Origin of the sequence: Flavobacterium urocaniciphilum, assembly GCF_900110615.1 — a bacterium.
In the GTDB taxonomy this organism is placed as follows: domain Bacteria; phylum Bacteroidota; class Bacteroidia; order Flavobacteriales; family Flavobacteriaceae; genus Flavobacterium; species Flavobacterium urocaniciphilum.
In genome coordinates this window covers 281,658-306,115 of record NZ_FOEI01000001.1, presented here as the reverse complement: position 1 = coordinate 306,115, position 24,458 = coordinate 281,658, and the positions used below count along the sequence as shown (strand labels likewise).

Below are 24,458 nucleotides of genomic sequence, written 5' to 3'. Positions count from 1 at the left end.
ATAATATGAAATCAAAGATTTATAATTTCTCATTTAAAAATAGCACCAAAAAAGCTTTTTTTGCAATACTATTCCCAACTTTACTATTTTCTCAACAAAATTTCCAACAATATGTAAATCCATTTATTGGAACAGGCGGACACGGACATACTTTTCCCGGCGCAACAGTTCCTTACGGAATGGTACAATTATCTCCTGACACTCGTATTGATGGAAGTTGGGACGGCTGCTCAGGTTATCATTATGATGATAAAACCATCTACGGATTTTCTCATACGCATTTAAACGGAACAGGTTGTACCGATTTTGGAGATATCATGTTAATGCCAATTATGGGCGATCCAACTTTCAACCCAAAAGAATATGGCTCAACATTTCAACATGCAAACGAAAAAGCAGGTGCTGGATTTTATAGTGTAAAATTAGACAAACACAATATTGATGTACGTTTAACCTCTTCTACTCGTGTTGGTTTTCATGAATATACTTTTAACAAAGCTGGAAATGCACATATTATTTTAGATTTAAATCATAGAGATAAATTGCTTTATGGTGAAATTCGAATTATTAATGATAGAACGATAGAAGTTTTACGAAGAAGTGAAGCATGGGCGAAAGATCAATATGTGTATGCACGAATTGAATTCAATTCTCCATTAAAAATTGCAGAAAAAAAATCAAATGGTGAAACCAAATCAAACCAATATTCAGGAACAGAATTAAAAATTGCTTTTTCTAAATTGGTAAAAAAAGGTGAAAAAATCTTAGTTAAAGTTTCCTTATCTCCTACTTCATATGAAGGTGCGAAATTAAACAGCTCTGAAATACAACACTGGGATTTCGAAAAAGTAAAAACTGCTGCACAAGCTCTTTGGAATAAAGAATTATCTAAAATTGAGATTTCTGAAACGAACAAAGACAAATTAGCCGTTTTCTACACTGCGTTATATCACACGATGATGCAACCCAATATTGCTGAAGACATAGATGGAAAATACCGCGGTCGTGATAATAAAATTCACGTAGCCGATACGTTCGATTATTACTCGGTTTTCTCACTTTGGGATACGTTTAGAGCGGCTCATCCATTGTATACTTTAATTGACAAAAAAAGAACGGCTGATTATATCAACACATTTATTGCTCAATACGAACAAGGTGGTCGATTACCAGTTTGGGAATTGGCTTCTAACGAAACGGATTGTATGATTGGATATCATTCGGTTTCGGTAATTGCTGATGCGATGGTAAAAGGTATTACTGGTTTCGATTATGAAAAAGCTTTTGAAGCGGCAAAACATTCGGCAATGCTAGATCATTTAGGCTTGGAAGCTTATAAGAAAAATGGTTTTATTTCAATGGACGACGAACATGAAAGTGTTTCTAAAACAGTAGAATATGCTTATGACGATTGGTGTATAGCACAAATGGCTCAGATTTTAAACAAAAAAGAAGACTACGAATACTTCATGAATCGTTCACAAAATTGGAAAAATATTTTCGATTGGAACACCACTTTTATGCGTCCGAAGAAAAATGGCGGTTGGTTTAGTCCGTTTGATGCGAAAGAAATCAACAATAATTATACAGAAGGAAATTCATGGCATTATTCGTTTTTCGTACCACAAGATATTTATGGAATGATTGAAGCGTATGGAGGTGAAACAAAGTTTGAAGCTAAATTGGATGAAATGTTTAATTCTGAAAGCAAAACTACAGGTCGCGAACAAGCCGATGTAACGGGATTAATTGGACAATACGCACATGGAAACGAACCGAGTCACCATATGGCTTATTTGTATAATTACATTGGAAAACCTGAGAAAACAGAAAAAATGGTGCATAAAATTTTGAACGAATTTTACAAAAACACACCAGATGGTTTAATTGGTAACGAAGACTGCGGACAAATGAGTGCTTGGTATGTGTTGAGTTCGATTGGCATTTATCAAGTAACACCGGCGGGAATGTATTGGAATGTAACAAAACCATTTTTTGAAAAAATAACATTCAAAAATAAAATTGATGAATCTACAACTAAAATAACATACTTTGATGTGTTAGTAAATAGTAGTGATAAATTCATGAACATAAGAGAATTAAATGGGAGAAATTATATTACAGAAGAAGAAAAACTTTTAGATATCAGAAAAGTAAATACAAAATTTAATATTATCACTACAGTTCCAACTATTCAAGCGGAAAGCAAATCGTTTAAGGATAAAATGAATGTTGAGATTACTTCTCAAAATTCAAAAGATGTTATTTTTTACACAACAAATGACGAAACTGCAAAATTAGATGACAGAACATTTATAAAATATACTAAACCATTTACAATTGATTTAACTACTAATGTATTTGCTTATTCTGAAAATAATGGTCAAAAAAGTAGTACTATTTCAGCCGAATTTTTCAAAAAACCAAATAATTATACCATCAACATCAAATCGAAATACGATGCACAATATCATGCTGGTGGACCAGAAGCGTTATTAGACGGAATTCATGGTTCTGAAAATTGGCGTAAAGGCGATTGGCAAGGCTATCAAAAACAAGATTTTGAAGCGGTTATCGATTTACAAACAACTAAAGAAATTTCATCACTTAGTGCGAGTTTCTTACAAGACAGTCGTTCTTGGATATTATTACCATCAGAAGTTAAATATTATATTTCTTCAGATAATATAAATTTTACATTAGTGCAATCTATTTCAAGTAAAATTGGACCTTTGGGAGATAAAACAGAAATAATAAACTTTCAAACAACTAATAAAATAAACAACAAGGCAAGATATATAAAAGTATTTGCTAAAAACTTTGGTAAATTACCCGAAGGACATATTGGAAATCCGTATGATGGCGATGCTTATATTTTTATTGATGAGATTACTGTGAAATAAAAAATAAATGTTGGCGCGGATTTAAAATCCGCGCTATTAATTTTAAATAAAATCATGAAAATTACAATTTATAAAAGTTTAGTTCTATTTACCTGCATTAATTTATTAATTGCATGTTCTGCAAAAAACAACAACTATCAAATCACTAAGAATTACAAGCCTGATGATGTAGAGCTTTATAAAACAATTAAAGCTTTAGATAGTGCTTTTTTTCACAACTATAATACTTGTGATACCAATTTAGAAACTTATGCTTCCTTTTATGATGAAAACATAGAATTTTTTCATGATAATGGTGGTTTTATGAATTCCAAAAAAGATATAGTTGAAGGAACAAAAAAACATATTTGTGGAAAAGTCACTCGTGAATTGGTAAAAGGAAGCATAGAAGTGTATCCTATTAAAGATTTTGGTGCTATTGAAATGGGCTTACATAAGTTTCACAATAAAGAAGAACCAAACAGTGTTCCGAAAGTGGGAAGATTTACAATCATTTGGAAAAAAACCAATTCCGACTGGAAAATAGTAAAAGTTATAAGCCTACACTAATTTCTTAAAACTTTGCGGAGTCAAATTCGTATATTTTTTAAATACTTTGGTGAAATACGAATAATTTTCAAATCCTAAGTTATCCGCTACTTCACTAATTGTCAATTTATTAGTAGAAAGTAATCGTTTGCTTTCTAAAATGATTTTAGCATAAATAAAATCGGTTAAAGTACTGTCTAAAACATTTTTACAAATTCGATTCAAATGTTTTAAACTCATATTCATCTTATCCGCATAAAAAGAGGGCGACTTTTCAGTTTTGTAATTTGATAATATTAATTGTTCTAATTCTTTTATCTTGAAATTATAAGGATGTAAATTATGATCTTGTTGTGATTCATAAATACGAGCTAACTCAATATGAATTACATCTAACAGATTTAAAAGTTTATCTGTTTTTCGGAACTCATTTTGTTTATTTTCTTTCAATAATAAATTGAAATAATTAGAAATTTCTTGTGTTTGTAAATCGTTTAATTTCATTTCTGGAGAATTCTTCAAATCACGATAAAAAGAATATTCGTCAATTTGTTTTTTTCCAAAATAAACATTGTAAATTTCTTGTGAATAAAAAGCGATAAAACCTACTATATCTTCTGAAAGTTGCCAACTATGAACTTGACCAGGCTTTAATATAAATAAAGAATTAGGTTGAATTTCATAGGTCGTAAAATCGATAGTATGAAAACCAGAACCATTAGTAAAAAGGACTAGCAAATAGAAATTATGACTATGTGAAAGTTCAATAAAATCATGATTGATTAAATGGGATTTGAAATCATTGAAATACAAGTCATTTTCATCAGATTGACAATTAAAAGTATTAATTTGGTAAACCGGTAATTTTTTCATTTGTTAATCATGTCTTAATTTTACCATTTTTAGCGAAGATATGAAAGTTATTCGATAAATAAATGTCTTAATTTTGTAAAAAAAATAGAAATCATGTTACACACTATCAAAAACATATTAAGTAATAATTGTCCGAATTGTCATAAAGGAAAAGTTTTTAAGGATAAAAGTTTTTTCTTCAGTATTGGATTTCCAAAAATGAATGAAAATTGCAGCCATTGTAATAATAAATTTGAAAAAGAACCAGGCTATTTCTTTGGTTCTATGTTTGTGAGTTATGCTTTAGGAGTTGCAGAAGCAATTATTACTTATGTTATTGCGCATCAATTTTTTGAAGAAAATTTCGATTTAAGAATGATTCCTATTATTGCCGGTGTTATTTTATTGTTATCCTCATTTAATTTACGACTATCAAGAATGATTTGGATATACATGTTTAAGGACTATTCGAATTAATTTTCCTCAATCAATCGAAAAAAAATATATTTTTATTGTTTTTCAATAAATTTTTATTGATATTTGCTTCGTTAATTTAAAATTTTAAAACTATGGAAATCAAAATTAGTTCGAAGCAAACGCTTATGGTGTTAAGAATACTTTGTTGGTTAATCTTCATTGGACTTTGCATAGAATCTGGCGGAATTCTATTCAATATTTTTTACACTCTACTATACAACCCAATTGGAGCAGGATTTTTCTGGAATCAAATTGATTTTTCATCATTGTACCAATATGACAGAGGTCATTTTATAGTAGTAACTGTAATAATGCTAATAGTTGCACTACTTAAAGCCTTAATGTTTTACTTGATTATTAGAATTATTGAGAATAAAAAACTTTCAATAAATTCACCTTTTAATCATTCAGTAAGGAAATGTATTTTAATAGAAGCATTTATCTCTTTTGGGATTGGTTTTTTTTCAAATTATGGTATGAATTATACAGAATGGTTAGCTAATCAAAATATTAAAATGCCATCGTTTCACATTTTAAAAATTGCTGGTGGTGATGTTTGGTTATTTATGGGGATGATTTTATTAGTGATTGCTTTTATTTTTAAAAGAGGTATTGAATTACAAGAAGAAATTGATTTAACGGTTTAAAATATGGCTATAGTTGTAAATTTAGATGTAATGATGGCAAAAAGAAAAATGTCATTAAACGAACTTTCTGAAAAAGTCGACTTGACATTAGCTAATCTATCCATTTTAAAAACGGGAAAGGCAAAAGCCATTCGATTTAGCACATTGGAAGCAATTTGCAAAGTTTTAGATTGCCAACCTGGAGATATTTTAGAATATACTGAATAAAAAAATCCCGAAACGTATTGGTTTCGGGATTTTATATTTTAAAGTAAATTGAAATTACTTCTTATTCACAAAATTCAATATTGGTTTAAGTTGTTCCATATCTAGATTTGATTTTTGAAGAATACTAAAAAACTCCATTGCATCTTCAGGTTTCATATCGTTTCCTAAAACACGAATAACCGTAAAACCTAAATCTTTTTGATTGCCAAATAATACTAATTCGTCTATTTCTTTTTCATCTCCAACCAACATAATTGAAGCGTTATGACCTACTCCATTCAATTTAATTAAAGGTTGAAAAGTAGTATCCTTTAAAATTTCCTTTACTTCCTTAACTTCTTGAGTGTATTGAGCATTGTTTTTATCATCTTTTTTAAAAGCCAAAATATTTACTTTTTCAAAAGATTTTAGCGCTTTTTTCTCAGATTCAGAAAGTTTTGTTTCATTAATATTCAAAATTGAAGAAGACACATCCACAGATAAGAATTCTTTTTTCTCGCCACTTTTTACAAAGTATTTTTGTAATGATGGTTCTTCTTTACAACTCATCATAGCCAAAACTGAAGCGAATACAATTAACTTTTTCATATGGTTATTTTTTTTCAATTTTACCAATTACATCTGCACCAGGAATGTTTAATTTTTTTACGATTAAAGCAATTTCACTTAAAGGAAAATCACCTGTAATAGATAAAACAGACGTTTTCACTCCATTGAAATTTCCATTTACTACAACTAATACTTCTTTTACATTCGTTTGATTAGCATCAGTTTTTCCGTAAACTTTAATTACGTTACCATCTTGAGTAGTGGTAGTAATTGCTTCTAATGGATTACTTTTTAAATAAGTAGAAACCGCACCATTTAAATCTGTTGTTAATTTTTGATTAGAGGTATAAACCGCTTGTAAATTGTCTAATTTCTTCAGCAAATTCATGTATTGTTGCATCTCTTTATCTTTGGCGTCAACTTTTACTTTGCTCATCATTTCGAACATTTTCTTCGTAACGACAATACTTTCAATTCCTTCTTTTCCTTCTAATTTGTCGAAAGCATTTTGTGAAAACATTAATGATGAAACAAAAAATGCTGCTAATAATATTATTTTTTTCATGTTATTTTAAATTTATAATTAAGGTAATCATCAAATTTCATTCCAAAGATAAGTCAACACTTTCTTGATTTTGTTACAATAAAAAAAGGATTTAAAGTATTTCACTCTAAATCCTTTTAATTCAATAACTTAAAAAATTAATCTTAGAATTTAAAATTTAATCCTAATTTATAATTTCTACCTCTTGTTGTATATCCAATAGTTTCACCAAATTCCTCATCAAATAAATTTTGAACAGCTGCAAACATGCTCACATTTGAAGAAATATTTACACTTAAATTAGTGTGAACTAACTGATAGGCAGGAATTTGTAATGCAACTGTAGAAAAAGTATTAGTGTCAAAATAAGCCACATCACGTTGATTAATATATTGATATTGAGCACTCCAAGAAATATTTTTTGTAATATCTACCGATACATTAGCATTTGCTCTATGTTTTGCCACATATCTTGCAATAGCTTCATCATTTTCTACAAAAGTATAATTTCCAGATACCGTAATCTTTTCAATAGGCTTGATCGTTACATTGGTTTCAAATCCTTTTGATTTATTAATTCCTTCTACATTTTGATATTGACCCCAAGGTGGCGACATTAAATTAGCAAAAATGATCGAATTATCTTGTTCTCTAAAGAATGCTGCACCGCTTACAATTACTTTTTTGTTTACTAATTGTTTTTCAAAACCTAATTCGGCAGTTGTATTATCTTGTGGAGTTAAATTAAAATTCCCATAAGGAGAATACACTTGATATAACGTTGGAGAAACTACAGCACTTCCAACAGATCCAAAGAATTTTAAACCTAATTTAGCAATGGTATATGAAGGGTTAACATTCCAAATTAATGATTCTTTATATACATTATGTTTATGATAACGAATACCTGTATTAATGTTTAATCCGAATTTTGTTTCGTAAACAGCCGTAACATAAGGATCAAAAATATTATATTTTGCTACATTTCCAAGAATATCGCCATAAGTAGTAAATTGGTTCATTTCTAAAAACTGAAATTGAACTCCAGTAATTAAATATAATGAACTTAAAACATTGTATTTATTGTAAGCATCTACATTTACATTTCTTGATTTATATAATGAACCAGTTAATCCGTTCCAAGAATCAAATGAAGTCATATTTCTTTCAAGTAATCCAAATGCAGAATTAATTTTAAATTCACCTCTTTTGTATTTATATGTTGGTGTAAAACCTGCTCTAAACTGTTCGCTATTCCAAACATTTATTGGATTATCAGTAAAAGCGCCATCGTCAAAAGTAGATTTCATTTTATCGTAATTCGCAAAGAAATCTAAATTTAATTTTTTTGATACTTTAACTCCTAATTGTTGATTTAAATTTAAACGAGAAAAAACATCATCTTCAAAGTTTTCCCCAGCAGATTCAGACAATCCTTTCACTTCTGTTGAATTTAAAGATGTTAAAAATGAAACTTTTCCACTATTTCCATTTAATGAAAATCCTTGATTGAATTCGTTGGCATTAATTACATCTTCATCAACAGTATTTTGAGTTCCAATGTTAAAATAAGCCGAACCAGAAATTTTGTCTTTTTGTGCTTTCTTTAAGGTAATATTGATAACTGCTGTAGCGGCATTTGGTCCGTATAATACAGTTGAAGCACCTTTTAAAATCTCAATACTTTCAACTTGATCAACTGGTAATAATCGTAAATCGTACGTAGAAGCAATCCCAGAAGCATCTACAACTGGATTTCCGTCAATTAATACTAATAATTGAGCATTATTTCCACCACGAACAAATAAACTTAAATCTTTTCCTGCTGAACTTTGGTTACCAACAACCTCAACTCCTGCCAATTGAGATAAAACTGTGGCAACACTTTGTCCTTTTCTTTGATTTAAATCTTTTTGAGTAATTTTTTCAATACTTCTCCCCGACTTTGCTTTGTCTTGAGCAAACTTTGTGTCGGTAACTACAACTTCTTGAATGGTTTTAGTAGAATCTTGTTCTTGTGCGATGGCAAAAGAAGTTCCCAGCGTAAAAAACGCGGCAAGTTTAATGAAATTCGTTTTCATTTTAAATTTTTAATTTTAGTAAATAGGAAAAAAGTATAGAATTTACCCATACCCAAACTTTTTCTCCCGAAAGCTTGATACACTATGAACTAAGGCAGGTCTCCTGGCTTGCGTATTATTGTTTTCCTTCCCATTCCGATGTATCGGAACAGTGGATTTGTAGTAACAATAACCTTATTAGCATACAGTTGCGGGTACAGCTCAGGTTTTTAACCTGATTCCCTTTTAATGAATTTTACGAAAAATGCAAAATTCAACCGTAATTCGGATGCAAAAATAGGAATAATTTAGTTAAATCAAAACATTAATTATTAATCTCAAATCAAAACTTCAATTTGGTAAAGTTTAAATTCAAAGTATTTACAAGCAATATTTCATTATATAATGTTGGTAATCCTAAAATCAATTTTAAGGTTTCATTTGCCATCAAAGTACCAATAATGCCTGGCAATGAAGACAATACACCATTGAAACTACAATTTGGAACATCTTCAGGATTTGGTGGTTGCGGAAAAATGTCACGTAAGTTTTTAGAACCATTATGGTTAAAAACACAAATTTGACCTTCAAAATTTAAAATACTTCCATAGATAAGTGATTTATGCAATGCTACACAAGTATCATTAACTAAATAACGAGTTGTAAAATTATCTGATCCATCAACTATAAAATCAAAATTGGAAAGAATTTCAATAACATTATTTTTTGCTACTTTTTCATCAAAAACATGAATAGTTACATGAGGATTCATTTCATTTAAAATTGTTTTTGCAGTTACAGCTTTCGATTGACCAATATGCTTTTCAGTATATAAAATTTGACGATGTAAATTATGCAATTCAATAGTATCATTATCGACAATTCCAACTGTACCCACTCCAGCTGCAACTAAATATTGTAAAATCGGACAACCTAAACCGCCAGCACCGATAACTAAAACCTTTGCATTTTTAAGAGCTAATTGACCTTTTTCACCAATTTCAGGCATCAACAAATGCTTACTATACCTTAAATAATCTTGAATTTCTAACATAATTTAAACCATCATATAACTTTTATCCCAATCTTTCCAAACGGGTTCGTAACCTGCATTTTTAATAATTTTTGAAATCTCTTCAGCGCTCCTTTCATCACTAGTTTCAAATTGCTCTAACGATTCAATATCAACAGCATAACCGCCAGGATTTGTTTTCGATTCGGCACTCATACTAGTAACTCCAAGTGGAATAATATGATTTCTTAATTTTTCATTTTCACGAGTAGAAATTGAAATTTCTAAATCTTCATTCCAAATTCGATACGCACAAATCAGTTGCACTAAATCTTTATCATTCATAATAAATTTTGGTTCAATAATTCCTTCAGCTGGACGTAATCTTGGAAAAGAAACTGAAAACTTACTTTGCCAATAGGATTTCTGCAAATAATTGATGTGTAATGCCGTAAAAAAGCTTTCTGTTCTCCAATCTTCCAAACCTAACAAAACTCCTAATCCAATTTTATGAATTCCGGCTTTCCCAATTCTATCAGGTGTTTCTAATCGATAATCGAAATTGGATTTTTTCCCTTTTGGATGATATTCTTTATAAGTTTCTTTATGATAACTTTCTTGATAGACCAAAATTGAATGCACTCCACATTGATGCAATTCTCTATATTCTTCTTCGGATAATGGTTGCACTTCCATAGAAATATTAGAAAATTGATTATTCAATTGAGCTAAAACCTTTTTAAAATAATGAATATTCACGGTAGAATTGGCTTCACCAGTAACTAATAAGACATGTTCAAAACCTTTACTTTTTATTACTTCTGTTTCTTGAGCAATATCATTCAGATTTAAAGTTTTTCTTTTCATTGTATTGTCGAAACTAAATCCGCAATACGTACAAATATTTTGACATTCATTACTCAAATACATGGGAACATACATTTGAATGGTTTTACCAAATCGCTTGGTTGTTAAATGATGACTCATTTGTGCCATTTGCTCCAAAAATGGTTGTGCCGCTGGAGAAAGTAAAACCAAAAAATCATCTAAGGTTTTTTTAGATTTACTTAAGGTATTTTCAACATCTTGAGTAGTAGAATTGTAAATTTTAGAATTAATGTCATCCCAATTGTATTGTTCAAAAACAGAAGCAAAAGATTTCATTACATTTCAGATAAAAAGGAAGTTAATGGACTAGAGGCATTTGCTTTATTATTGGGTTGAGCCAATTTTGCATTAAAAGCTTTTCTACCTGCAACAACAGCTTCTTTAAATGCTTGTGCCATTAAAACCGGATTTCCAGCTACAGCAATTGCAGTATTCACTAAAACTGCGTCCGCTCCTAGTTCCATAGCTTTAGCTGCATCAGATGGAGCTCCTAAACCCGCATCCACAATTACAGGAACATTACTTTGTTCGATAATAATTTCTAAAAAATCGATAGTTTTTAAACCTTTATTACTTCCAATTGGAGCACCTAATGGCATTACAGCAGCAGTACCCGCATTTTCTAATAATTTACACAATACAGGATCTGCATGAATGTAAGGCAAAACTACAAATCCTAATTTTGCTAATTCTTCTGTCGCTTTCAATGTCTCAATAGGATCGGGCATTAAATATCTTGGATCGGGATGAATTTCTAATTTTAAAAAATTTGTTTCCAACGCTTCTCTAGCTAATTGTGCAGCAAAAACAGCTTCTTTGGCATTTCTTGCTCCAGAAGTATTGGGTAATAAATTAACATAATTGGGAAGATGAGATAAAATAGCATCCGTTTCTGTTTCTAAATCTACTCTTTTTAAAGCGACGGTAACTAATTCAGATTCTGACGAAATGATTGCTTTGCCCATTTCTACATTCGAACCAAATTTACCTGTTCCTAAAAATAATCTGGAATTAAATGATTTTTCTCCTATTTTTAATTGTTGCATAGTTCTTTTGATTTAAATAAAATTTCTGGATGATTATGATTTGTTATTAATCCAGATACTGCAATTCCATAAACACCTGTTTTTACTAGTTTTTCTACATCATCTTCTTCAATTCCACCAATTGCATAAATTGGAATTTCAATATTTCTGTTTTTTAATTCACATAAAATATTTTGATAACCTTTTAATCCTAAAATCGGGCTTAATTTCTCTTTGGTTATTGTAAAACGAAACGGTCCTAATCCGATGTAATTACATTTTTCATCAATTCTTTGCAATACATCTTCTAAAGTATTTGCTGTTCCACCTATAATTTTATTTTCCTTTAATAAAATACGTGCCTCTTTTACTGAAATATCATTTAATCCTAAATGAACGCCATCTGCATCAATTTGATGAGCAACTTCAACATGATCATTGATAATTAATTTTGCTTCATAGGCTTTACATATTTTTTGAACCATTTTAGCAAGTGAAAGTACTTCTTCGATTGGTTTGTTTTTATAACGTAATTGTATCCATTTACAGCCAGCATCCAATGCTTTTGCAATATTGGCAATTTGCTCTTCAGGTGATTTACCCTGTGATATATATTGAATTTTTTCAAACATAATGATAACCTAATTTTGAGGTATTTGATTCTAATAGTGTTTCTGTATATAATTTTGCCTTTTTACAAGCTTCTTCTAAATTTTCACCTAAGCTTAAATAAGCTGTAATTGCAGACGACAAAACACAACCTGAACCATGTTTTTCTGAGCAATTTTCTAATAAAGGTTCTATCCAAATTTCATCATCTTTTGTGAATAAAATATCTGTTCCTTTGTGATAGTTTTTATGTCCGCCTTTCCATAAAATAGAGGTGAAATTTCTTAAATAATTTAAATTTTCTTCAACTGTAATACCTTGAGGAATAAGCTTTACAACCTCAGCATGATTGGGAGTAATTAATTGAATTGATTTTAAAATACTTTCTAAATCATCTTGATTTTCAATTTCTAAAAATGAAAAATCTGTAGTTGATTTTAATACAGTATCCCAAATAATCGGTACATGTGCATCTATACTTCGAATTTTTTGAATAATTGATTTCAAATCAAATAAACTAGAAACGATTCCAATTTTTATGGCCTTTACTTCATATTCTTCTAAGAACAATTCTATTTGCAATAGTATTTTTTCTAATGCAACCCAATCTAATTTTATAAACTTATGTTCCGTTTGAATGGTGCAAGCTGTAGGAATGGCAATTCCATACGTTTTTAATTGTTCAAACGTTTTTATATCTGCTAATATTCCAGCTCCTGCTGAAGGATCAAATCCTGCTATGGTTAATACGAATGGACGATTTTCTGACATTTTTTAAATTTTTGAATGGGATTTTCTGCTAACCAAATAGCTCCTAATAAAGCAACATTATCAAAACCTGAATCTAAAGCTAATTTGATTGTATCTTCTTTGATACCTCCAAGAGCAATTAATTCAGTATTGAAATTGGTTCTGCATTTAATTGATTCAATTATATTACTGTTTTTACCATAATTATCTTTAGAAATTGATGCGAAAACCGGACTTAAAAAAGTTGCATTAAAACATGAAGGCAATTCATTAAAATCATTGATATTATGTACAGAAGTAGATAAATATGAAATTGTTTTTTGAAAATTTTCTGAAACCTCAATTCTTTCTTTCTCTTTTAAATGAATTCTATTAATTTTAAACTCTTGAGCCAAATGATGCTGTTCATGTAAAACCAATTTTGAATAAAATTTGTCATCAATATTGGAAAGAAAATTTTTCATTTCTTCTTCAGAATAATCAGGTTTTCGAATATGAAACAGATTCATACCTTCTTGAAATAAATTTTGAATGATTTCAATTTCGTTTATGATTGCAGTTGGACTAGAAATCACAATCATTATACATAAATTTCTTTACCGTTTTCAACGAATTCTTCCGATTTGGCTTTCATTCCTTTTTCCGCTTCAGCCGAATCTCTTATTTCTTGAGAGATTTTCATCGAACAAAATTTCGGTCCACACATTGAACAAAAATGCGCCACTTTAGCTCCGTCGGCAGGTAAGGTTTCATCATGAAATTCTCTTGCCGTATCTGGATCTAATGCTAAATTAAATTGATCTTCCCAACGGAATTCAAATCGCGCTTTACTCAACGCATTATCACGATATTGAGCTCCTGGATGACCTTTAGCCAAATCTGCTGCATGAGCTGCAATTTTATAGGTGATTACGCCATCTTTAACATCTTTTTTGTTCGGTAAACCCAAATGTTCTTTTGGCGTAACATAACACAACATCGCACAACCATACCAACCAATCATCGCTGCACCTATAGCAGAAGTAATATGATCGTAACCAGGCGCGATATCTGTTGTTAATGGTCCTAATGTATAAAAAGGCGCTTCCTCACAATGTTCCAATTGTTTGTCCATATTTTCCTTAATCATGTGCATTGGCACGTGACCTGGACCTTCAATAAAGACTTGAACATCGTGTTTCCAAGCGATTTTTGTTAATTCCCCTAATGTTTCTAATTCGGCAAATTGCGCAGCATCATTCGCATCGGCGATAGAACCTGGACGTAATCCATCACCTAATGAAAAAGCAACATCATATTTTTTTAGAATTTCGCAGATTTCATCAAAATGCGTATATAAAAAATTCTCTTGATGATGATATAAACACCATTTCGCCATAATGGAACCACCACGAGAAACAATTCCGGTTACACGATTCGCAGTTAAATGAATGTATCGTAAAAGTACTCCAGCATGAATGGTAAAATACGAAACACCTTGTTCTGCTTGTTCAATTAAGGTATCACGGAAAATTTCCCACGTTAAATCTTCGGCTACACCTTTTACTTTTTCCAACGCTTGGTAAATGGGCACCGTTCCAATTGGTACTGGTGAATTACGAATAATCCATTCACGCGTTTCATGAATATTTTTTCCCGTTGATAAATCCATAATCGTATCTGCTCCCCAACGGCAAGCCCATACTGCTTTTTCTACTTCTTCATCGATACTTGAAGTCACTGCGCTGTTTCCGATATTGGCGTTGATTTTCACTAAAAAGTTTCTACCAATAATCATCGGTTCACTTTCAGGATGATTAATATTATTTGGAATTACCGCTCTACCACACGCGACTTCACTTCGAACAAATTCAGGAGTGATTTTACTTTTCGGTGTATTCGCACCAAAACAATGGCCAGAATGTTGACATTGCATGGCTTTTGTTTGGTTTTCCAATTGCTCAATGCGTTGGTTTTCACGAATGGCAATGTATTCCATTTCTGGAGTGATTATGCCTTGTTTTGCGTAGTATAACTGTGTTACATTTTGACCTTCTTTGGCGCGTTTAGGTTTGTGCTGATAATTAAATCGTAAATGATTTAACTCTTCATTATACAAACGTTCTTTTCCGTAATCAGATGAAATTTCGTCTAGAATTTCTACATCATTTCTGTCTAAAATCCATTGTTCACGAATTCTAGATATTCCTTTTCGAACATCTATTTCAATATTTTCATCAGTATATGGTCCGGAAGTATCATAAACTGTAACTGGAGGATTATGTTCTACACCACCGTTTGCCAATTTAGTATCAGATAAAGTAATTTCACGCATGGCGACTTTTATCGGATGAATTTCTCCTTCGATATAAACTTTCTTTGAATTTGGAAAAGGATTAGTTGAGATTGTTTCTTCTTTCATAGTGTGTAAAGATTTGTTTAACCGCCTTGAGTTGCAGTAATGATTAGAATATCGTCTGAAGGAAATAGGAATGTATTTTCCCAATTGGTTTTAGAAACAATAGATCCGTTTACACCAATGGCAATACCATTTTGTTTATTTGGACGTTCTAAATCCAAAAGTTCTTGAACAGAAATAGTTTCTTGTTCGAAGTGTTTTAATTGATTGTTGATTTTTAATTCCATTACCTAAAAGTTTAAATAAAGCTCTAGGAATGGCTACTCAAGAAAGTATATAAATATACTTATTCAGAAAGAAGTCATTTACTTTTCCCTACGCTAGTATGAACTAGATCAGGTTCAGAGGGTAAAATCTCAGCCTATCCCGAAGTTTCGGGAGTAGACACCCCTAAAGCATTGCAAACTTATAAAATTATTTTTACAATTTCCCCATATTGTATTTTATATAAAGAAAAAGAATCTTTTAATTGGGTTTTGTGATAAAGTGATAAGACACTTCGTATGGTGCCATCATGACAAAAAAGGATTACTTTATTATTATTTTTTTGAAGGATTTCCGAATAAAATTCGCCAACGCGCTGATATAAATCTTCAAATGATTCCCCATTTGGCACACGAACTTCTACAAAATTATCCATCCAAGGATTGATTTCTTCTAGCGGAATATCATTCCAAGCTTTCAATTCCCAGTTTCCGAAATTCATTTCTTTTAAGCGATTATCAAAAATGATGTTATCGGAAAAAAACTCAGCCATTTTTTTACAACGTTGTAACGGACTCGAATACACAATAGCATCATGTGGAAGTTGTTTTTTTATGTCTTCAAAAATATCTAAATACGGTTCTTTAATATCTACATCGGCTTGACCGTAACAAATACCTTTTGGAACAACCGTTTCCGTATGTCGAATTAAATAAAGTTCCATAGTGCAATTATTGATAAATAAATAATTACCTCAGCCAATTGTTGTACAGCACCTAAGCAATCGCCCGTATAACCACCAATCCATTTTTTAAAATAGCGAATGGCAAAAAATCGTAAAATGATTAATGGTATTAGGAGAAAAACAAATTTCCAACTTAAAAAAATCAAATAAGTTAAAGGCGCTAAGCCAAAGATAATAGCACCAAGTATTTCTTTCCAAGTATTTTGTTTCGCGATGGGTTTACTTTTAGATAATTCATCTTCGCGAACATATTCTGTTGTGAAAATAATCGATATTGCAGTTAATCGGCTTAAAGCATGAACCATAATGAACGTCATCAAACATTCGAAAAAAATAAGTGTATCATTCCAATCGGTATCGATAACTTCTTTAATCGCAAAAAATTTAATCGCAAACAACAAGACTAATCCTATCGCGCCATACGCTCCAATAGCGCTATCTTTCATGATTTTTAAGATTTTCTCTTTGGTCCAGCCACCACCAAATCCGTCGCAAACATCTGCAAAACCATCTTCATGAAAAGCACCTGTTGTTAAAATATTGGCTACTAAACTCAATAAAATTGACAATTCAACTGAATCAAACAACTTATATGTTCCAACAAAAACTATTGCACCAATTGCTCCAACTATCCAGCCAATTAAAGGAAAATATCTAGTAGCTTTATTTAAATAAGTTGGATCGTGTGTGATGTTTTTCGGACAAGGAATTCTTGTGTAAAACATCAAAGCTGTAAAAAATATATCGAGTTGTTTTTTCATGTTAATTTTAGGGATAAGGGAAAAGTCAAAAGTAACTAGTTATATTAAAATTTCACAACTCATTTTACTTGGCTCTTTTTACTTTTTTTATTTAACCACAAAGAACGCAAAGTTTTTCGCAAGGTTCGCTAAGCTTTTGACTTATTACTTATCCCTTTTGACTTTTTATTCTTGGTTCTTTTTACTTTTAACTTGATCCTTTATTTATTACTCACTCCAGCACTTTCAAAAGTTGCCATTTCATTCAAAAAAGTTACAGCAGATTTTATAATTGGAAATGCCACTGCACAACCACTTCCCTCGCCTAATCTCATATTTAAAGATAAGATGGGTTCCACTTGCAAATAATTTAGCAAATCGATATGTGCTTTTTCTTCAGAACAATGAGAAAAAATGGCATTTTGCTTTATTGAAGGATTCTTTTGATAAGCAATTAAAAACGCAACTGTCGAAATAAATCCGTCCACTAAAATCAGCATCTTATTTTGATACGCTTGCAACATTCCGCCTGCCATTTGTAAAATTTCAAATCCGCCAAAATGACTAATTAAATCTTCCCAATTGCTTTCACCATTAAAATTAGAAATCGCTTTCGCTAAAATATTAATTTTGTTTTTCAATTTTTCATCCAAAACACCCGTTCCTTTTCCTACGCATTCTTCGATTGAAATCTTCGTCAACACACTCATTAAAACCGAAGCAGTTGATGTATTTCCAATTCCCATTTCTCCGAAACCGATGCAATTACTTCCGTTTTGATGAATTTCATTCACCACTTCAGCGCCATATTGAAAACACAAATTCATTTCGACACTACTCATTGCCGAAGTAGTTAAAAAAGACTGAGTTCCTTTAGCCACTTTTTTATTAATGATAGAAGCATTCGTTGGAAAATCGTAATTGACACCTGCATCCACAATTTTTAAATCGATAGCATTTTGCTTGCAAAAAACCGAAATCGCAGCACCACCTTTTAAGAAAGTTTCCACCATTTGTCGGGTGACTTCTTGCGGATAAGCACTTACGCCGTGATTCGCAATTCCGTGATCGGCAGCAAAAACAACAATCGTAGGTTTTTCAATTTTTGGAGAATCCGTTTGAAATACTAAACCAATTTGCAAGGCTAATTTCTCTAAAACGCCTAATGAACCTAAAGGTTTGGTTTTCTGATTAATCTTATCAATTAATTGATCTTTTAATTCCGATGAATCCGAATGCAAAACCGCAAAGTTTTCTAACTCTAAATGATTTACTGGCGTGAAATTTTCAATTCTTTTTACGATTGGTTTGTCTAACTTCTGTTTCCAATCTAATTGTTGTAACATCGGTTGTTTACCGTAATCTGTGGCTGGTTTTCCGATACAGAAATAACCCAATGGTTCGATATAATCGGGTAAATTCAGCAATTTTTTAAAATGATTATAATTAATTATCGAAACCCAACCCATGGAATAACCTTGTTCGGTTAAAGACAACCAAATATTTTGAGCCGCGCAAACCGAACTGAATTTTACCGATTCATTACTTCCTACGGTTCCAATTGTAAATTTATCTAAAACCGAACGATCATAAGCAATTACTAATCCGATTGGCGCTTCTTCAATCGCTTCCAATTTTAATTCTAAATACGATTTTTTTTGCTCAGCAGAATCCGTTTGATTCGCCGATTTTTTATGATAGGATGTAAATAATTCTTTGACTTGTTTTTTGATGTCAGATGATTCAATGATATAATAACGAGTGGCATCTGTTAATCCTACAGATGGAGCTTTGTGTCCGGCATCAAGAGCTTTTTCTAAAACCTCAACAGGAACAACATCATTAGTAAAATGACGGGTATCTCTTCGCTCGGAAATTATATCGTATAATGATTTCATTTTATAAATTTAATAGCAATTCGATAGTTTTTTTTAGCCACGAAATCGAAGATTCAGCGTAGCTAATGCACTAATTTTTTATTTTTTTATTTTCGATTTAATTCGAATGTTCATCAAAGATGAACTAATTTTTTATTTTAAAATATATTCGTGAATTCGTGGCAAAGAAATTATAATCTATTCTTTAAAAATTCACCTAAATTTATTCTTCCCAAACTATAAAACAGTAATTTTCATACGTTTGTTTATGATAATTTGGCAAGGTAATTTTTTCTTTGAATAACGGACAATTGATGACTAAAGTATGAAATTCGCCGTTTTCTCCACAGGGATCAATTCCTTTTTCTTGCAATTCAATGGCTAGTTCTTTGGTTACGATTTTACCTAGATATTCTTCTCCTAATTCTAAATTACATGAAACAATCATTGTTTCAATTCCAGCATCAATCATCTCATAAACTAAGTCGACTCTATCTTGTTGCCACAATGGTAAAATAGCTTTTAATTCAGTTGCGTTACAAACTTTTTCTTCCCATTCGCGATGCGGTTCTAAATCGATATCTCCAAAAACGACACCTTCAATTTCAAATTGCTTTTTGATATCGTGTAAAATGGCAATATAATTCTTCTCGTAATCATTCCATGTTGCTGGAACCGCTACTAAAGGTACACCAATTTGTTGAGCTTGTTGTTCTAATATTGAAAAAGGAATTCCGTGTGAACGAGAAACTTTTCCATTTTCATTCATCATGTTTAGTAATACTGTTGGAACTAAACTTTGTTCTGTTGCTTTCATCAACGCAAAACAACTGTCTTTTCCACCGCTCCAAGAACTTAATACTCTCATTACTTCACTTGCATTGGTAAACCTGAAACCATAAACGTTACTTTGTCTGCTTTTTTTGCGATGAATTGATTCACCCAGCCTTGTAATTCCACAAATTTTCTTCCAATGTGCGTTTCGGCATGCACACCCATTCCGATTTCATTAGTGATGATTATAATGGTTGTATCTTCAATTTCAGCTAGTTTTTCAATTTCAGCTTTTGCTAATTCTAAACAAAGTTCTACATCGTTTTTCGTATCCACAAAAAAGTTCGTTAACCATAAAGTTACACAATCTACGACAGCAACTTTACCTTTAAAATCAATTTCAGATAAGTTTTTTTCTTCTTCAACATTAGTCCAATTTTCGTCTCTTTCACTTTGATGTCTGTCGATTCTCTTTTGAAAATCGCCATCCCATTTTCGGGCTGTAGCTACATACATAGGGTTTTGAGATAGTTCTAATGCTACATTTTGAGCATAACTACTTTTACCTGAACGTTCACCACCTGTTACTAAATATATCATAATTTATAAATATCAATGTCAATTTCAAATATCAAGTTATTTTACTTTTTACTTGGCTCTTTTTACTTAAATCAATATACGGACAATGTCTGCATCCGTTACCGCAACAAGTTCCTCTTTTCAAATGAAACCATTTTGTAAAAACATACTTACCATCTTCAATATAATAATCGATATTCTCAATGAAATGAGTTGTTTTTGGCAAATCTTTAGCTTTATTGTCTAAAGCATTTTCTGGAGTAATTGTTGAAACATATTCTTCAATTTTGTCAATTGTTGCCACTTTCAAACAAGTTGGACATAAACAATCGGAAATACCATCTAAAGTAAAAATCGGAGGTAAATCGTTGCACCAACACCTTTTCGTTTCGGATTCATTTCCACATCCAAAAGGTTCGTTACAAACTGAGCAGTATTTTTGTCGTATGTTGTTCACTTTGTAAAGATACTATTTTTGCGAATTTCCAAAATTATACCCTCATTTTTTTTATACATTTGCAAAAACAACGACAATGAGACACTTTTACTTATTTATTTTTACTTTTTTATCATTTTTCTTATTCAATTGTAAAGAAAAGACTTCTTCTCAAGAAGTTACACTTACAAAAAACAACATTAAATATGCTAAAAGTTTATCAATTGAAGAAGGAAAAGATTTCACTATAGTTAAAGTATCAAATGCATGGCCAGATTCTAAAGAGACTTTTACCTATGTTTTAAGAAAAAACAATAGTCAGATTCCAAGCACTTATTCTAATTTTCCTGTAATTGATGTACCTGTAAAAAGTTCAGTTGTAACCTCAACAACAATAATTCCTTTTTTAGAACAATTAGGCATTGAAGATAAATTAGTAGGATTTCCGGACACTAATTTAATTTCTTCAGAAAAAACAAGAGCATTAATTGATAATGGAAAAATTACTGAACTTGGTAAAAATGAGAGATTAAATATTGAAAAAACTATAGAATTAAACCCAGATGTGTTAGTTTCTTTTTGTGTAGATAATGTAAATCCGACCTTAAAAAACTTAGAACAAAACGGAATTAAAATAGTTATACAAGCAGATTGGATGGAACAAACGCCACTTGGAAAAGCTGAATGGATTAAATTATATGGCGCTCTATTTGGAAAAGAAAAAGAAGCAAATGAAATCTTTACTTCGATAGAAAAAAATTACAATGAAGCTTTATCTTTAGTTCAAAACCAAAAAAATCAACCAACTGTTTTATTAGGATCATTATATCAAGATCAATGGTTTGTACCGAATGGAAATAGCTGGTTAGCTTATTATTTAAAAGATGCTAAAGGCGATTATTTATGGAAAGATACCAAAGGAACTGGAAGCACACCATTAAGTTTTGAAAAAGTTTTAGAAACTGCTCATTTAGCCAACAAATGGATTACCAGTAGTTTTGATTCGTTAGAAGACATGAAGAAAATTAATCCGAATTATGCAGCATTTGAAGCCTATAAAAAAGGTGAAGTTTATAGTTTTGAAGTTATAAAAGGTAAAACTGGCGGAGTTGTTTATTATGAGAAAAGTCCATCTCGACCTGATTTAGTATTAAAAGATTTCATAAAAATATTTCATCCAGAATTGATGAAAGATTACGAATTTACATTTGCAACCAAAATTAAATAACTTGAGTACATCTGATAAAAATAACAAACTGTATCTAACATTATTTTCCGTTCTAGTATTGGCATTTATTTGCAATTTAGCATTTGGAAATGTGATGATTCCATTTAGTGATGTTTGTAAAATTTTGGCCACTCAAAGTCATGAAAAAAGCACTTGGCTGTATATTGTTTTAGACTACCGATTACCAAAAGCCTTAGTAGCCATTTTAACCGGTGTTGGATTAAGTATATCAGGTTTAATTATGCAAACGCTTTTTAGAAATCCTTTAGCGGGACCATATGTTTTAGGATTAAGTTCTGGTGCCAGTTTAGGTGTAGCCATTGTAATTATGGGTTCTTTCTTATTACCAAGCTTCATTGCCGACTTTTTAGTTAATGATTACGGAATTTTATTTGGAGCTTTCTTTGGAAGTTTACTCGTTTTAATACTCGTTTTCTTTGTAGCTTCAAAATTAAAAGATACGATGTCTATTTTGATTGTCGGATTAATGTTTAGCAGTTTAACTAGTGCAATAATTAATGTTTTAACTACTTTTTCAAGTGCCGAAAAATTGCAAAAATTTACATTTTGGACGTTAGGAAGTTTAGGCAATTTAAATAAAAATCAAGTTGCATTGTTAACAATAGTTGTTTTAGTTGGATTGCTTATCAGTTTTACTATTATAAAACCTTTAGACGGATTATTATTAGGTGAAAATTATGCAAGAAGCTTAGGAATATCAATTAAAAAAACACGAAACATTAGTATTTTGGCTACAAGTATTTTAGCCGGAACCATTACAGCTTTTGTTGGACCAATTGCATTTGTAGGATTAGCCATTCCACATATGTCGAAATTAATTTTTCAAACAAGCAACCATAAAATTTTATTTATGGCAACTCTATTTTTGGGAGCCATAACCATGTTGGTTTGCGATTTGATTTCTCAAATGCCTGGTCAATCGTTTACTATTCCCATTAATGCTGTAACTTCAATTTTAGGTGCTCCAGTGGTAATTTGGTTAATTATTAGAAAGAAAGGAATTCGATAGTTATGATTACAAAAGCAATTTTAAAAACAGAAAATCTAAACATCGGATACACTTCTAAAAAAAGTAAAATCGACATAGCTTCAAATATTAATTTAGAATTAGAAGCTGGTAAATTAATTACTTTAATTGGTGGAAATGGTATTGGAAAATCTACCTTATTAAAAACAATAACTTCTATAATCCCTGCTTTGTCTGGCGAAGTATATCTTTCTGATAATAAAATTGCTACTTATACGCCAGAATCTTTAGCTCAATATTTAAGTATCGTTACTACTGAAAAATTACCAGCGAGTAATTTAACTGTTTCAGAATTAATTGCCTTAGGCAGACATCCTTACACCAATTGGATAGGAAATTTAACTGAAAACGACTTAAATCATATTCAAAACGCCATAAATATTACAAATATTAATCATTTGCAATTTAAAAAATACAGTGAAATTAGTGACGGACAATTGCAAAAAGTTATGATTGCAAGAGCTTTAGCACAAGACACGCCTTTGATCATTTTAGATGAACCGACTACACATTTAGACTTATTTCATAAAGTGGCAGTTTTTAAATTATTGAAGAAATTGGCTAACGAAAACAATAAATGTATTTTATTTTCGACACACGATATTGATTTAGCAATTCAATTGAGTGATGAAATGATTGTGATGACTGAAGAATTTTGCATTCAAGATCAACCTTGTAATTTAATTGAAAAAGGTGTTTTTGATTCGTTATTTAAAGATGAAAATATTGTTTTTGACAAACAATATGGTAAGTTTATTGTGAAATAGTATCAAAATCTTCCTTAAAAATTTCTTTTACTTCACCAGCTTTTAAATCACCTAATTCGATATTTCCTATACGAATACGAACTAAACGTAACGTTGGAAAACCAACCGCTGATGTCATTTTTCGCACTTGACGAAATTTTCCTTCTGTTAAGGTTATAGAAACCCAACTTGTTGGTCCGTGACGTTCGTTTCTTATTCTTCTACCTGCTTCTAAATTTGGAGTTGCAATTCGTTTCGCTTGACACTTTTTCGTTTTGTATTTTTTACCATGAAGTCCGATTTCTACACCATTTTTTAGTTGTTCAACAGCTTCTTCTGTAATAACTCCATCAACTTGTGCAAAATATTCTTTTTCTACTTTTTTACTTCGAACTAATTCGCTCATCATGCCATCTGTAGTAAGTAATAACAACCCTTCAGAATCTTCATCCAAACGACCAATTGCCATAGTTCCTTCCGGAAAATCATATAATTCTCCTAGTTTTCGCTTATTACGTTTCAATTCGTAAATAAACTGACTAATGTATCCGTGTGGTTTGTGTAAAATAAAATGCTGGTGTACCTTCATGTTGCAAAAATAGTTTTAAAAAAATATTTAGTTTAATTAATAT

27 protein-coding genes and 2 riboswitches are annotated in these 24,458 nt (G+C 30.9%); of the genes, 8 read left to right on the top strand and 19 right to left on the bottom strand.

What is annotated here, in order from left to right:
* The first annotated feature begins 5 nt into the window (after positions 1-5).
* Complete coding sequence (locus BMY86_RS01445) at positions 6-2,903, top strand: GH92 family glycosyl hydrolase (protein ID WP_091464215.1); 2,898 nt, start codon at positions 6-8, stop codon at positions 2,901-2,903.
* A gap of 54 nt (positions 2,904-2,957) precedes the next feature.
* Positions 2,958-3,452 carry a nuclear transport factor 2 family protein gene (locus BMY86_RS01440; protein ID WP_091464211.1) on the top strand — a complete coding sequence of 165 codons (495 nt, stop codon included), beginning with the start codon at positions 2,958-2,960 and terminating at the stop codon, positions 3,450-3,452.
* Here the strand turns inward: BMY86_RS01440 and BMY86_RS01435 are convergent.
* Entirely contained in the window at positions 3,444-4,304 is an 861-nt protein-coding gene (locus tag BMY86_RS01435) for an AraC family transcriptional regulator (RefSeq protein WP_091464208.1), read from the bottom strand. The genes BMY86_RS01440 and BMY86_RS01435 overlap by 9 nt on opposite strands.
* Before the next feature lie 93 nt (positions 4,305-4,397).
* On the opposite strand from BMY86_RS01435, the gene BMY86_RS01430 reads away from it, so the two are divergent.
* The 3 genes from BMY86_RS01430 (at position 4,398) to BMY86_RS01420 (ending at position 5,614) form a co-directional block, all read left to right on the top strand.
* Positions 4,398-4,760, top strand: coding sequence for a DUF983 domain-containing protein (locus BMY86_RS01430; RefSeq protein ID WP_091464205.1), 363 nt, complete (start codon positions 4,398-4,400; stop codon positions 4,758-4,760).
* Positions 4,761-4,852: 92 nt separating this feature from the next.
* On the top strand, positions 4,853-5,407 hold the full coding sequence (locus tag BMY86_RS01425; RefSeq protein ID WP_091464203.1) for a DUF2975 domain-containing protein: 555 nt from the start codon (positions 4,853-4,855) through the stop codon (positions 5,405-5,407).
* A gap of 3 nt (positions 5,408-5,410) precedes the next feature.
* Entirely contained in the window at positions 5,411-5,614 is a 204-nt protein-coding gene (locus BMY86_RS01420; protein WP_091464200.1) for a helix-turn-helix domain-containing protein, read from the top strand.
* 54 nt (positions 5,615-5,668) lie between these two features.
* On the opposite strand, the gene BMY86_RS01415 is transcribed toward BMY86_RS01420, so the two are convergent.
* The 17 genes from BMY86_RS01415 to BMY86_RS01335 all read right to left on the bottom strand — a co-directional run bounded on the left by BMY86_RS01415 (position 5,669) and on the right by BMY86_RS01335 (position 20,825).
* Positions 5,669-6,202, bottom strand: a complete 534-nt coding sequence (locus BMY86_RS01415) for a DUF4252 domain-containing protein (RefSeq protein WP_091465548.1) — start codon at positions 6,200-6,202, stop codon at positions 5,669-5,671.
* A 4-nt stretch (positions 6,203-6,206) separates the two neighbouring features.
* Complete coding sequence (locus BMY86_RS01410; protein ID WP_091464197.1) at positions 6,207-6,728, bottom strand: DUF4252 domain-containing protein; 522 nt, start codon at positions 6,726-6,728, stop codon at positions 6,207-6,209.
* Positions 6,729-6,871: 143 nt separating this feature from the next.
* On the bottom strand, positions 6,872-8,788 hold the full coding sequence (locus BMY86_RS01405) for a TonB-dependent receptor plug domain-containing protein (RefSeq protein ID WP_091464195.1): 1,917 nt from the start codon (positions 8,786-8,788) through the stop codon (positions 6,872-6,874).
* 76 nt (positions 8,789-8,864) lie between these two features.
* Positions 8,865-9,065: riboswitch (cobalamin riboswitch) on the bottom strand.
* 45 nt (positions 9,066-9,110) lie between these two features.
* Positions 9,111-9,821: a HesA/MoeB/ThiF family protein gene (locus BMY86_RS01400; RefSeq protein WP_091464192.1), complete on the bottom strand. Its 711-nt coding sequence runs from the start codon at positions 9,819-9,821 to the stop codon at positions 9,111-9,113.
* A 3-nt stretch (positions 9,822-9,824) separates the two neighbouring features.
* Entirely contained in the window at positions 9,825-10,943 is a 1,119-nt protein-coding gene (gene thiH, locus BMY86_RS01395; RefSeq protein WP_091464189.1) for a 2-iminoacetate synthase ThiH, read from the bottom strand.
* Positions 10,943-11,713: a thiazole synthase gene (locus tag BMY86_RS01390; RefSeq protein WP_091464186.1), complete on the bottom strand. Its 771-nt coding sequence runs from the start codon at positions 11,711-11,713 to the stop codon at positions 10,943-10,945. The genes thiH and BMY86_RS01390 overlap by 1 nt, the downstream gene beginning before the upstream one ends.
* On the bottom strand, positions 11,701-12,324 hold the full coding sequence (locus BMY86_RS01385) for a thiamine phosphate synthase (protein WP_091464183.1): 624 nt from the start codon (positions 12,322-12,324) through the stop codon (positions 11,701-11,703). Before BMY86_RS01385 ends, BMY86_RS01390 begins: the two co-directional genes overlap by 13 nt.
* Positions 12,317-13,072 (bottom strand): hydroxymethylpyrimidine/phosphomethylpyrimidine kinase, encoded by a 756-nt coding sequence (locus tag BMY86_RS01380; RefSeq protein ID WP_091464181.1) that lies wholly within the window; start codon positions 13,070-13,072, stop codon positions 12,317-12,319. The genes BMY86_RS01385 and BMY86_RS01380 overlap by 8 nt, the downstream gene beginning before the upstream one ends.
* Positions 13,045-13,632, bottom strand: coding sequence for a thiamine phosphate synthase (locus tag BMY86_RS01375; RefSeq protein ID WP_091464178.1), 588 nt, complete (start codon positions 13,630-13,632; stop codon positions 13,045-13,047). Before BMY86_RS01375 ends, BMY86_RS01380 begins: the two co-directional genes overlap by 28 nt.
* Entirely contained in the window at positions 13,632-15,452 is a 1,821-nt protein-coding gene (thiC, locus tag BMY86_RS01370) for a phosphomethylpyrimidine synthase ThiC (RefSeq protein WP_091464175.1), read from the bottom strand. Before thiC ends, BMY86_RS01375 begins: the two co-directional genes overlap by 1 nt.
* A gap of 17 nt (positions 15,453-15,469) precedes the next feature.
* Complete coding sequence (gene thiS / locus BMY86_RS01365) at positions 15,470-15,676, bottom strand: sulfur carrier protein ThiS (protein ID WP_091464173.1); 207 nt, start codon at positions 15,674-15,676, stop codon at positions 15,470-15,472.
* A 68-nt stretch (positions 15,677-15,744) separates the two neighbouring features.
* Positions 15,745-15,851, bottom strand: a riboswitch (TPP riboswitch).
* Positions 15,852-15,855: 4 nt separating this feature from the next.
* On the bottom strand, positions 15,856-16,377 hold the full coding sequence (locus tag BMY86_RS01360; protein ID WP_091464169.1) for a histidine phosphatase family protein: 522 nt from the start codon (positions 16,375-16,377) through the stop codon (positions 15,856-15,858).
* Positions 16,362-17,159 carry an adenosylcobinamide-GDP ribazoletransferase gene (locus BMY86_RS01355; RefSeq protein ID WP_091464165.1) on the bottom strand — a complete coding sequence of 266 codons (798 nt, stop codon included), beginning with the start codon at positions 17,157-17,159 and terminating at the stop codon, positions 16,362-16,364. Before BMY86_RS01355 ends, BMY86_RS01360 begins: the two co-directional genes overlap by 16 nt.
* Positions 17,160-17,359: 200 nt before the next feature.
* The gene (gene cobT, locus BMY86_RS01350) at positions 17,360-19,036 is read right to left on the bottom strand and encodes a nicotinate-nucleotide--dimethylbenzimidazole phosphoribosyltransferase (RefSeq protein WP_091464157.1); all 1,677 of its coding nucleotides are present in this window, start codon (positions 19,034-19,036) and stop codon (positions 17,360-17,362) included.
* 202 nt (positions 19,037-19,238) lie between these two features.
* The gene (locus BMY86_RS01345) at positions 19,239-19,883 is read right to left on the bottom strand and encodes a Dph6-related ATP pyrophosphatase (RefSeq protein ID WP_091464153.1); all 645 of its coding nucleotides are present in this window, start codon (positions 19,881-19,883) and stop codon (positions 19,239-19,241) included.
* Positions 19,883-20,389: a bifunctional adenosylcobinamide kinase/adenosylcobinamide-phosphate guanylyltransferase gene (locus BMY86_RS01340; protein WP_091464150.1), complete on the bottom strand. Its 507-nt coding sequence runs from the start codon at positions 20,387-20,389 to the stop codon at positions 19,883-19,885. The genes BMY86_RS01345 and BMY86_RS01340 overlap by 1 nt, the downstream gene beginning before the upstream one ends.
* A 31-nt stretch (positions 20,390-20,420) precedes the next feature.
* Entirely contained in the window at positions 20,421-20,825 is a 405-nt protein-coding gene (locus tag BMY86_RS01335; RefSeq protein WP_091464146.1) for a DUF5522 domain-containing protein, read from the bottom strand.
* A gap of 76 nt (positions 20,826-20,901) precedes the next feature.
* On the opposite strand from BMY86_RS01335, the gene BMY86_RS01330 reads away from it, so the two are divergent.
* From BMY86_RS01330 to BMY86_RS01320, 3 genes are read left to right on the top strand one after another with little or no spacing between them, the layout of a single operon-like run.
* The gene (locus tag BMY86_RS01330) at positions 20,902-22,032 is read left to right on the top strand and encodes an ABC transporter substrate-binding protein (RefSeq protein ID WP_091464143.1); all 1,131 of its coding nucleotides are present in this window, start codon (positions 20,902-20,904) and stop codon (positions 22,030-22,032) included.
* 1 nt (position 22,033) lies between these two features.
* Complete coding sequence (locus tag BMY86_RS01325) at positions 22,034-23,062, top strand: iron ABC transporter permease (RefSeq protein WP_091465545.1); 1,029 nt, start codon at positions 22,034-22,036, stop codon at positions 23,060-23,062.
* 2 nt (positions 23,063-23,064) lie between these two features.
* Entirely contained in the window at positions 23,065-23,847 is a 783-nt protein-coding gene (locus tag BMY86_RS01320) for an ABC transporter ATP-binding protein (protein WP_091464141.1), read from the top strand.
* Here the strand turns inward: BMY86_RS01320 and BMY86_RS01315 are convergent.
* Entirely contained in the window at positions 23,834-24,415 is a 582-nt protein-coding gene (locus BMY86_RS01315; protein WP_091464137.1) for a pseudouridine synthase, read from the bottom strand. The two genes, BMY86_RS01320 and BMY86_RS01315, sit on opposite strands and share 14 nt — an antisense overlap.
* Between the last annotated feature and the right edge of the window lie 43 nt (positions 24,416-24,458).